The organism is Dysgonomonas termitidis (genome assembly GCF_042654545.1).
GTDB classification, from domain to species: Bacteria; Bacteroidota; Bacteroidia; order Bacteroidales; family Dysgonomonadaceae; genus Dysgonomonas; species Dysgonomonas termitidis.
In genome coordinates this window covers 78,287-88,957 of sequence record NZ_JBHSGN010000024.1, presented here as the reverse complement: position 1 = coordinate 88,957, position 10,671 = coordinate 78,287, and the positions used below count along the sequence as shown (strand labels likewise).

Below are 10,671 nucleotides of genomic sequence, written 5' to 3'. Positions count from 1 at the left end.
ATCTATAATCCAATCATTTTATCAAAAATATCAAAACAAAAATACCTTATTTAAACTATGGGAACAAATATTTCTACTGTTATTTTTTTAGCGGGGATTACCAATATATACAGGGTTGGCATATCTTTTTTACCGGATCCTTTCGTCTTCTGAAAAGTGGCTGAAACGCTCGTCGGTAGCGGACATCGAATGGATTCCCCGGCATTTCCAATACCTGTAAATCCTGCCGGGCTTATCATACAGGAAATAAATATCGTCGCTTTTCAGGTACTGTACCCCCTGGTCCGTATTTTCATCGATCCATACGGCCGGGTTTTCTATCATGGGATTTGGCCCGAGGTATAAGTTCTTCTTCTGTGGGCCTTCTACGAATATATTGTGGATTTTGATGTCTTTATCCGTGTCGTATTTCTTTGCAAAGACAGCAAAGTCATAGATATCCGTTTCAAGCAGGCTTCCGAAATGGACGGGTGCATCATGCTGTAACCTTTCAAACGCCCCGGTAATATGCTCCCTCGATTTTATTTCTTCAAGCCTTTCTCCCGTCACAGGTCCCGCTGTCACATAAACGACCCTGAATCCGTTATAGGTACTGTCCATTACCATAACATGCCCGACAATTCCGGTATTTTTAAGGATACTGTCATCCATCGGGTCTATTCCATTGCCGGCACAATCCTTAATCACTCCGGTAGCGATAACGAATATGAGCGGAATCCACCACCATATCCGCAATAGCACTGCCAGCCTGTAATCCTTTTCCGGCCAGTTATTCTGCATAATCTCTATTTTTTAAGGTTGCAACTATCGCAAAGCCCGTCGTTCTTCAGGTATTTGTACTTCGATACCTCCTTATTACAGGATGGGCATTGCTTCTTTTTATTCATTTCTTTTTTGTAGACAATTATCTCAATACTGCTTTTTGATATGCCGTACTTCTTACCCAAAAGTATTACAGCATCTTTTTTGAGGCAGGAGCCATCTTTAATCAATGTTTGATATTCATTTCTGATAATGATATTTAGTACAGAAGACGTATCGATTAAACCAAGATTATTCAAAGTTAGAAGTATATCTTCCGGAATATTTACCAGGCCTTCCAGTACCTGAATATCGGATGCGGATAGATTTTTTTTCATTTGCAAGAATGTTTTTTGTTTATTATTCCAGAGAGTAAATGGCGTTAACCGGGTTTACTTAATAATAGCCCTTGTAATAAAAATATGTTTGTATGCAGGCCGTAATTACGGAACCCCGCAGTTTTCACTAAATGCGCCAGCTGGAAGGAGCCATGGTTCTGATTCCGGGATTATTACCAGTTGGTCATAATTATAGCTTGTTGCCAGGTCAATTAATTCCTCTGTAATTGATTTATAAGCAGTCCCTGTCTGAATTAATGCAGGTAAATCATATTGCCTGTTTATCGTACACCCGAATTCAATTTCATAATCGATTATTTCCACGGCAATAAGCGGGCTAATCCTTGCCGCGCTGGCGAACTGATTCCGGTTGGCAAAAATGCAGAATTTGCACGAGCAGCGTCCCCAGCCCATATAATAGCAGGGATGTACCCGTACCCTGTATTTCTCAATTATAGCCCATACCTCAGCCTCTTTCCAGTCACGGACCGGGCGCAGGCGGTCAACATGACGCTGAAAAGCCTTTCCATTTCTGAGGTCAGCCCTGTCCGGCTCAAAGACCGGGTATTTAGCCCGTTGCGGAGACTCTTCCCCTCTTTCTCCTGATAGGACAAGGGTACGGATACCTTTAAACCGTTCCTGGTTGCGGATTGCACATGAGCAGACATCAATTTTAAGGTAACCTGAACACCAGCGTACACTCAAATCCGGAGATTGCTGGGGGAATTTCCGCCTAGTCGCTTTCTTTCCCGATTGTACCGTCTTCCATTTCAAAGCAGACCGGAGCGGTAAGGCTGTTCTCCCGGAGTAGTTCCCGCTTAAACCCTCCTTCTTTCCACTGGAAGTATATCTTTACCCCGAATGCTGCTGCGAATTTCCTGCAATAGTCCGGTGTGATTTCCCAATCGAAAAAGGTTTTACCTATACCATCGACGTTTGAATGCCATAGCTCTATTTTCTCTTTAAGAATCTTATTATCAAGTAAATACAAAAATATTGCTATCGAGTCTTTTCCAGAGCTAAAGCAAACAACATACTTATCATATGAGTGCAGGTCGAAGTCAGGAATTGTCATTGAGCTTTTCATGCATGGCTTTGTAGAAGTTACGGATATCCTGTGCATGGTACAATCCCCCGAATTGCTTATATAACTGGTCATCGGGTAATTGGTCTATAACCTGCTTGGTTATATTCAGCCCTTCAATAATAAAAAAGGGAGCCAGAATATTGCTCCCCATTACGTTTTTTATACGCTTGTCTAATGTTTTTGCCATATCTAATAAAAATAAGACAGGATAACCAATTTTGGTTACCCTGTTGTTATCCGGTTATTTTAACTCTGATTTAAGACTTAAAGGACTTCGTCCTTAAATATGATTTGAGGTAATCGGGACTTTCTGCTATTAAAATATGAGATAAGAAGCAAGCCCGTCAAAAATAAATTTTTCTCAACTAAAACAGCTTGTTGATATTGGCTTCAAATGACGCTAACTTATCCGTTTCCCCGGCAATCCATACCACATCGCTTTCATGGAATACGAAGCCCGCGTTGAAACTCGGTATGGATTCGTTTCCCCGGTCTATACTAAGCGATAGCAATGATTATTGCCGTTATGGATGAAGACGGGAATAGTATATGCAATTCGAATATAACGACAGAGAAACACAAGGCTACACGGAATAAGATAAGGATAACCAGGGCCACGTGGTTCGAGGACTGTTTATCCTACAATTTCCGGAACTCGTCCGACCTGTTTTTCTTCATTATTATAGCGCGTAATAACGGGGCCATGTATGTAAGCGTCAACACGGTGGCCAGGACTTTACCCCAAATACCTGGAATATTTTCTATTATGAACGGGTTTATAAACAGTTTGAACAGTTGTATGACAGCTATGCAGCTAAGCATCGCTTATGATGCACGGTTGGATGTGTTGAATCTATCGTCTTGGGGCTATTATATGCGTAATTAAACAAAATAATGCTATGGAGATATTGGATAACAAATCAAACGAAATCACTTCGTTTTTTACGGCTTTGGAAGGACTGTTAGATACCATCGGGCAAGCCCTGAAAAACCGCACCCCACACCTGAACGGTGAAAAGTACCTGACGAATAAAGATGTTTGCGGGATGCTGCATATTTCGTCCCGCACCTTATAGGATTGGCGAGACACGGGGAAGATACCGTTCATTCAGATTAAGGGGAAGATACTTTATAGGGAGGGAGTCGGAGATTATAAAAATGTTGGAAATACCAACTACCTAAAAAGCAAACGGCAGGACATCACGTCTTGCCGTTTATTTTTGCAATCTGGAGTAATCTATACAACAGACGGCTGCAAATCACATATTAATTTTATCTTTTTTATTCCGATTGGAGAAAAGTCCACATATCCATATTGAGGGTCAAAGTATTCTTTTTCTTCTTCCTTTTTAAAATCAATATTCACAATTCTATATTCTTCCTTTTTAAAATTATATCGGATTTCTATCGCATCGTTTATAACTGATATTCTTGTCGATTGACAGGAAAAATCATAGTTAAACAGACTTCCTTTATCATTGACATTAATGTCGAATTTTACCATAGGTCTTTCAAAATCTTGTAAAACATCGGCAAAAGCGATAATGCAGGACAACGGGTCTTTATCAAAAACTAATCGAAGAGAATCATTTTCCGGTTGATTTGTTTTCCCTTTTCCCCAATATATACCTTTCATATCATGCATCATAATTCCCAATGCAGCCCATTCCACACATAGTTGCTGTGTCGATAGATTAGAAGAATATGGATACTTTCTAACCAAGTCATTCAAATATAGAAAGCCCAATGCTCCGGGAAATCCATGTGTTTTGGATAAGGAATCTGATAATAAATTCAATAGTTTCTCCTCCCAGTTGCAAGGGGTATTATATGAAGGCAATTTGTAGCCAAAGAATGGATACATAATCAACCTATTTTTAAAGGTATCTCTAATATATTTTGCATTTGACGGCAAATGCTTCAAATTAAAATCGCTTGTCTTTAGGCTGTTACTTAATCTGTTTATATATTGCCACGGATATCCAATATCATGAAATATAGCCGCAACCATCGCTGTTTCATAGAATAAGCTCTTCCAAATTTCTTTTGATAACTCCGTCTTATCCAATAAATCAGATTGTGCATCCAGGTTTAACAGATAATCTCTTATGTATTGGGTATAGGGAGAACTAAGAACTTGTTCAACGCATAAATCGAGTAGAAATTTTCCATTTATTTGAAGAGATTTATCCGAGATACCACCCCCTAAAAGTCGAAAAACAATATACGATGTCAGAGGCTGATGTAACGCATGGTCTCTGCTAAATTTCTTATGAAAATCTACGATAGCCAACCAATCATCCGTAAGTACATCAGGCATGAGAAAACGATATGTCGGAAAAGATGATTCTGAAAAATTTAATGCTGAACTTTGTGCCGGATATACCTTGTGGAAATATTCTTTTCCCGTACGTAAACGTAACCCTTCAAATGTATCTGATATTTTTAAGCCCCTATCTTTGTGTTCCTGTTCTAACGCCTGATATTTACACTTATCAATCGCATTAAAAGGTAAAAAATTCTTTGGGTAAAAGAATTCATTCCTCGACTGTATTGCCTTGTAGTCGTCTAAACTAAATTCCATTATAGCCCCCATTTAGATATTACATTGTTGACAAGAATTTCCCGAAAGTCCGACATATATTGTGCGCCCTGAAACTCCTTATATATTTTCTCGTTAGCATAGGAAGAAGGGGTAGTTTTCTTAATAATAACGTCATCTAGAATATCTCGAATATTTGGGAAAATGATTGTTCGTTCATTTCGCTCATCAATCGTTACATTCTTAAGAATCGTGATTAAAAATCTAAAATCATCATGCATATCAATAAGTCGGGCTTGAGCATGGCAGAATGAATTGTAAAAACTTGGAAGCATTTCAGATTTTTCAAAAAAGAAAAAAATATCTTCATTGAAATGTCTTTTTTCAAAATACTTAAACGGAAGTTCTTTTGTTAAATGACGATATTTTCTAATTTCCTCAGAAGTGATATTTTCATTAGCCAGAAAAAATTGAAAATTATTACCCTTTTTATTCCGTATTATGTCTTTATTTCTCTTTAATCGTTCATTCTGAATAGACAATATCAAAACTAATATTGAGCGAAAAAAAGAATCTTCTCTTTCAGGGTAATCTCGTTTAATAAAAGGTTCGACTAGAAAAAAGCTTAGTGCTTCTAATGAAAATTGGTTTATTCTTCTCTTATACGATGAAAACCATTCATCCCGAACGAAATGTTCAATATTCATAAAAAGTTCTTCTATTTCATGTCTAAAATACTTTTCGTCAATATCATTTTCATATTTATCATCTTTAATATTATAGTATTTTTCGATAAATGAAGTATCATAACACAAATTTTCAAATATTTGCTGTGTCTTAATTAATGGAGTTCGTGGATGCCATCTTTCTTCAACTAATCGAACAATATTATCATAACCATTCTCCATTAAGCGCCCTAACAACTTAGACAATGTATTTTCGTAGTTATCAATCGTATTCAAAAATTTGGAGTAACTATTTTCAATTTCTCGATGTTGATTCTCTTCTATCTCGTTCTCAATTCTTGTAAAATACCCTTTTAATGAAGAATATTCCCGATTTCTATCATATTTGATTTTTTCTATAAATGGTTCAACAAATTGGAAATGGATGTAATTGTCAAAGTATACAACGTTTTGAGGCTTTCTATCTCTTTGTTCTCCAGAAAATATTTGCAAAATCACTCTTTTGTTATTATCGCCCTTTAATGATTTATTGACATCATAGTACAGTGTGTCTGATTTTATTTCTCTTGGCGCTTTATTGATAATTAAAGATTGATATGTGTAAAATTCTGGTTTTTGAAGGTTTTCGGTTTTGAAATATTGATACCGTCCATTCTTAGCCTCATTAGTAGCTAACTTCAAAAAGAATTTTTTTGATTCTTTTGATGGCTCTTCAATGATATTTTTAAGACCTTTTAATTGATGATAATATCTTGTTCCTTCAAATTTCTTGTCAACAATATTTTCTATTGCTTGAATAGCATTAAGACAAGAGTTTAAATCTTGAACATCTAATGATGAAATGGTTAGGAATTTTCCACAATCAGGCCCTATGTCGGTTAGCCAATCATGAATTGCTTTGCCTAATCCTACATATCCGGGCGAATTATCTAAAATGATTACAGTTTTTTCATCATTTACACAGGCTGAAAAAGAACCACACAATGATTCTAACATGTCAATTAACCAAAAAGAATGCAATTCATCAAAAAGTATTCTTGGTAAAAGGGGTAGTTCAAATACCACAAATTTAAAAAGCAAAACATATTGTTAATTATTTATTAAAGCCCGCATGTATAAATAGATTGGATGTGTAAGTGAATTTTTATGCAAAAAAAACAAATCGCACAAATTTTAATTTAGCGTAGTTTTATTATAGTTTTTTTAAACGGTGTTTAAATAACTAGGTATATTTATCATAGTCCGCATTGAATAACGCTTTCAGTATTCCGAAAAGACTAAAATAATTATAGTTAAAATTTTTAACAAAGTGGCGTTTTAGCGGATTTTCGGATTTTTATTTTTTTCGGGTATTTTTTGAAAAAAACTATATTTAAAATATCTTAATTTCAAAGAGTATATTGTTAATAAATTTAACTATATTGTATTTGGTTCCGCAACTCCGCGGAGCCTTTTTTTTGTTTTATACAACTTTTTTTTGACATATCAAAATATGTGTGCAACCGTTGGACACTTTTGTATTACAGCCTGTTACGGTATTGTATGTTTGCCTATTTTCGCAAAAAAATGATTCGCTGAATTGAAAATAAGCGGTACAAATATACATAAAAATATATGGCATCAGGACAGTCAAAAATAGAACTTGTGCTTGACCTTAAAAATAAGGTCGGCATGGGACTCACGCAGGCTAAAAAGCAAATAAACTCCGAAACGAGCCAGATGCAGGCACGTTTAAATGAGTTTTCGGCGTCAGCGACCAGGGACTTTAAATCAATATCGTCGGAAATCCCGGTACTTAACAACGGGTTGCGCCTGATGGCTAACCCTATCGTTGCCGCCGGGTCGGGAATTACCGCCCTTGCCGCCGGATTTACAAAAGCGACAAGCCGCGCCGCCGATTTTAACCATGAATTCAGAGGGCTGGCAAACTTAAACCTGGACAAACCCCAGGAGGAGTTAACCCGGTTACGGGAAATAACGCTTGACACGGCATATAAAAAGGGGTTCAACCCCGAAAATACGGTTAACGCTTTCAATGAACTACAATCTACAGCCGGGATTTACGGGGATGCAGCCCGCCCGATAGTGGAGAAACAGGGCGAATTTGCTTCACTGCTGAAAACGAGCATGGACGACTATGTAGCGGGAACGGCTAAAGCTATGGTTAACTGGCGCATAGGGGTTGACAAGCTGGACGATTTCAATAAATCGAACTATGCGGCCATGCAGGTGGGGAAAGTTGAGTTTAACGAACTGGCAAAACTGCAATCTGTTTTTGCAGGTTCCGCGGCGTCTATCAACCAGTCATTCGACACAGCGAACAAACTGTTTTCCATGTTTACCATCAAAACGGGAAGCGTAGCCGAAGCGGCCACGCAAACAAAATCGCTGTTTAACGACCTGACGAAAGCCTCCACTATCAAGGCTTTTAAACGCGTGGGTATCGACATGTTCGACGCCAATAAGCAGCTAAAACAGGCTGATGTTATCATGCTGGAACTGAACGACAAGTTTATGAAAATGAAAGATGACAAGGCGATAGTTAACCTTAAAAACCAGTTCACAGGCTCAGAGGGGCTTATCGCCATGATACAGGCGGCAACGGACAAAACGGGCGGGTTGCGTGATATGCTTAAAGAGTTCCAGGATTCAAGGTATAACGCCGATATGGCGTTAAGCCAGGCGCACAATGATTTTTTGGAGCGTCAGAAAGAACTATCCAACCGTATTGACGCGCTTATGGTCAGGCTGGGAAATAAGTTTTTGCCTCACGCGCTTAGTCTGATGGATATAGCTGACAAAGTAGTTTCCCGCGCGGCATGGAACAGCAAATCAGAAGGAGAGAAACAGCAGGCTCTAATAAACTCGCAAAGAGCAGACGTATATGAGAAGTACGGAAACCTGACGTCCGGACTGGATTCATTGAATAACGCGCAATTTCAAAACAGGATGGATTATATACAAAAGCGTCAGAATGAGCATTATAACACATTCGATAGCATAACGGAAAGTTATAGGAAGTCGGCGAACTGGGGGCAAGATCCGGCGAAACGCGTCGAACACCTGGACTTTGAAAACAATTACGACCGCTTTAACTTCCTTGGCCGGGCAAAAGCATTCGAAAAACTCGGAGAGGACTTAAAAAAAGCCTGGAATAATAAGGCTTTACCCGCGCCTACAACCCCGCCGAACACTTCCGAAACTACTAATAACGGCGACATATCCGGCATTAGCAATTCTATAGACCGTGTAACCGGTTCCGCGCAGGCTCCGCGTAATATTACCGTAAATATCGACGCATTCAACAAAGGCGGGATAAACACGCAAAACACCTCCCTGCAAAATATGGACGCCAAACAGATCGAAGACTGGTTTGTAGATATGTGCTACCGGGCTATCCGTAATGTAGAACTAGGTTATAATTAAGCTATGAAGACACGCACAAAGTCAGAGATGAATAAGATTCGCGATATCGCGGAAGATTATTATATACGCCTGGGTAAAAAAGGCCGCGACATCGCGGATATGCTCGGTGTGACCGAACAAACTATTATCGCCTGGAAGAAAGGCCGCGACGGCGAAAGGACGTGGGACGAACGCAAGCGGGATATGGAATTAACCCCGTTGAAAATCCGGGAGCTGATACTCCAGGAAGCGCACAAAACGCTGTCCGGGCAAAAGTCGGAACTGGATGCTGACCGCCTGGCCAAGCTGATGGCGGCATACGACCGCCTCAGCAAGAAGACAAACCCGCGCACGGTGATGGATGTATTTATGATGTTTGACAACTGGATGACGGATGAAGAACCGGATTTGGTCGTCAAGTTTACGGAGTACCATAGACGGTTTTTATTTTATATAATAGAAAGGGAGAGTTAAAGATGGGTTTCAACCGATACCACCACCTGCTAAAGGTAAGGGATGTTTGCGAAATATTCGAGATGTATAAAAAGAAGGGGTTACCCTCTAATTATATACACGCAAATTACATATATCCGAAATATTTTATCGGCATCAAAACGGTATATAACTACCTGGGTATTCCTTACAAAAAGCAGATAGAAGAGTTTGAAAAAGAAATGAATAAAGCAAAAGTAAAATGAAAGAAATCAAGGTTTACGGCCAGATAGGCCGCGAGGTCACCGCCCAATGGTTTACGGACGAACTGAACGCAGCCAGGCAAAGCGGCGCCAAAGGTGTCGTTATCCGGCTGCATTCGCCCGGCGGTGAAGTGTTTGACGGCAATGCTATGTACAACGCTATGAAGCAAAGCGGGTTACATATTAAAATAGTTGTAGACGGCATGGCGGCCAGTATGGCGTCTTTCCTGTTATTGGCGGCTGATGAGGTGGAAGTACCGGACAATGCCCTGATCATGATACACCGCCCGTATTCATACGCGGAGGGCAACGCCGACGCGATAGAGGGCGACATCAAGGTATTGCGGGACATAGAGAACGAAATGATAAAGGGTTACGCGGCTAAGACAGGCCTGACGCCCGAAGAGGTTAAAAACATGTGGTTCGACGGCGTCGACCACTGGTTGAACGCCGATGAGGCTATCAGCTACCACCTGGCAGACCGCAAAATAAGCCAGATAGCCAAAGGCGTTGCCGCCCTGGTTACTAAAAACATGCATGCTGATAGCGTGTATAAGCGGTTTTCCGCGAGTTTAAACATTAAAAGCGAGTACAACATGAAAAAGGAACTGATAGATACATTCGACCTGCAAGGCGTTACGGAAGCAAGCAGCGACGAGGAGGTAGTCCAGGCACTTGTAGATAAGTTCGACGCGCTGGAAAAACAGGTGAACGCAAGCGCAGAAGCGCAGGTTGACGCGCTGATAGATGCGGCTGTGGATGCCAGGAAGATAACAGCCATGCAGCGCAGCAAATACAAGGACATAGGCCTCAAAATGGGTGTATCGACACTAACGGGCGTACTCGGCGATATAAAGCCCTACGTTCCCATCAGGTCGCAGATACAGGGCAAAGGAACCCCGGAGGCCTCCGTATCCGGGATAAAAGCCCGGGGCGAGTGGACGCTCGACGACTACCGCAAGAACGCCCCGAACGAGCTACGCGACAACCCGGAACTATACAAAAAACTCGTAAAAGCGCAATACGGGGAATAAGGGCAAAGCGCACAATCGGAAATAAGGCGTTTAAGAGCCGTTTAAGAGCGGTTTTTTACAGCAAGTAATATAATTATACCAAA

At 40.1% G+C, this 10,671-nt stretch carries 14 protein-coding genes; 6 read left to right on the top strand and 8 right to left on the bottom strand.

Annotation, left to right across the window (positions count from 1 at the left end):
- Positions 1-129 precede the first annotated feature (129 nt).
- From ACFO6W_RS03505 to ACFO6W_RS03480, 6 genes are all read right to left on the bottom strand, one after another.
- On the bottom strand, positions 130-780 hold the full coding sequence (locus ACFO6W_RS03505) for a hypothetical protein (protein ID WP_379993960.1): 651 nt from the start codon (positions 778-780) through the stop codon (positions 130-132).
- Positions 781-785: 5 nt separating this feature from the next.
- Complete coding sequence (locus ACFO6W_RS03500) at positions 786-1,139, bottom strand: hypothetical protein (protein WP_379993959.1); 354 nt, start codon at positions 1,137-1,139, stop codon at positions 786-788.
- 105 nt (positions 1,140-1,244) lie between these two features.
- A complete protein-coding gene (locus ACFO6W_RS03495) occupies positions 1,245-1,913 on the bottom strand; it encodes a phosphoadenosine phosphosulfate reductase domain-containing protein (RefSeq protein ID WP_379993958.1) in 669 nt (222 codons plus the stop codon).
- Complete coding sequence (locus ACFO6W_RS03490) at positions 1,873-2,226, bottom strand: tRNA lysidine(34) synthetase (protein ID WP_379993957.1); 354 nt, start codon at positions 2,224-2,226, stop codon at positions 1,873-1,875. The genes ACFO6W_RS03495 and ACFO6W_RS03490 overlap by 41 nt, the downstream gene beginning before the upstream one ends.
- A complete protein-coding gene (locus ACFO6W_RS03485) occupies positions 2,201-2,413 on the bottom strand; it encodes a hypothetical protein (protein ID WP_379993956.1) in 213 nt (70 codons plus the stop codon). Before ACFO6W_RS03485 ends, ACFO6W_RS03490 begins: the two co-directional genes overlap by 26 nt.
- A 178-nt stretch (positions 2,414-2,591) precedes the next feature.
- Positions 2,592-2,738: a TrkA C-terminal domain-containing protein gene (locus tag ACFO6W_RS03480; RefSeq protein WP_379993955.1), complete on the bottom strand. Its 147-nt coding sequence runs from the start codon at positions 2,736-2,738 to the stop codon at positions 2,592-2,594.
- Here ACFO6W_RS03480 and ACFO6W_RS03475 point away from each other — a divergent pair.
- Together ACFO6W_RS03475 and ACFO6W_RS03470 are read left to right on the top strand one after the other, a co-directional pair.
- A complete protein-coding gene (locus tag ACFO6W_RS03475) occupies positions 2,738-3,112 on the top strand; it encodes a hypothetical protein (protein WP_379993954.1) in 375 nt (124 codons plus the stop codon). The genes ACFO6W_RS03480 and ACFO6W_RS03475 overlap by 1 nt on opposite strands.
- Positions 3,113-3,125: 13 nt before the next feature.
- A complete protein-coding gene (locus tag ACFO6W_RS03470; RefSeq protein ID WP_379993953.1) occupies positions 3,126-3,302 on the top strand; it encodes a hypothetical protein in 177 nt (58 codons plus the stop codon).
- A 161-nt stretch (positions 3,303-3,463) separates the two neighbouring features.
- Here the strand turns inward: ACFO6W_RS03470 and ACFO6W_RS03465 are convergent, their stop codons facing one another.
- Together ACFO6W_RS03465 and ACFO6W_RS03460 are read right to left on the bottom strand one after the other, a co-directional pair.
- Complete coding sequence (locus tag ACFO6W_RS03465; protein WP_379993952.1) at positions 3,464-4,810, bottom strand: hypothetical protein; 1,347 nt, start codon at positions 4,808-4,810, stop codon at positions 3,464-3,466.
- Complete coding sequence (locus tag ACFO6W_RS03460; RefSeq protein WP_379993951.1) at positions 4,810-6,519, bottom strand: hypothetical protein; 1,710 nt, start codon at positions 6,517-6,519, stop codon at positions 4,810-4,812. Before ACFO6W_RS03460 ends, ACFO6W_RS03465 begins: the two co-directional genes overlap by 1 nt.
- Positions 6,520-7,068: 549 nt before the next feature.
- Between ACFO6W_RS03460 and ACFO6W_RS03455 the strand changes: the two genes are divergently transcribed.
- The 4 genes from ACFO6W_RS03455 to ACFO6W_RS03440 are packed head-to-tail and all read left to right on the top strand — an operon-like array spanning position 7,069 to position 10,588.
- Positions 7,069-8,880 (top strand): phage tail tape measure protein, encoded by a 1,812-nt coding sequence (locus tag ACFO6W_RS03455; RefSeq protein WP_379993950.1) that lies wholly within the window; start codon positions 7,069-7,071, stop codon positions 8,878-8,880.
- A 3-nt stretch (positions 8,881-8,883) separates the two neighbouring features.
- Entirely contained in the window at positions 8,884-9,333 is a 450-nt protein-coding gene (locus tag ACFO6W_RS03450; protein WP_379993949.1) for a hypothetical protein, read from the top strand.
- A 2-nt stretch (positions 9,334-9,335) separates the two neighbouring features.
- On the top strand, positions 9,336-9,557 hold the full coding sequence (locus ACFO6W_RS03445; RefSeq protein WP_379993948.1) for a hypothetical protein: 222 nt from the start codon (positions 9,336-9,338) through the stop codon (positions 9,555-9,557).
- The gene (locus ACFO6W_RS03440; RefSeq protein ID WP_379993947.1) at positions 9,554-10,588 is read left to right on the top strand and encodes a head maturation protease, ClpP-related; all 1,035 of its coding nucleotides are present in this window, start codon (positions 9,554-9,556) and stop codon (positions 10,586-10,588) included. The genes ACFO6W_RS03445 and ACFO6W_RS03440 overlap by 4 nt, the downstream gene beginning before the upstream one ends.
- Positions 10,589-10,671 lie beyond the last annotated feature (83 nt).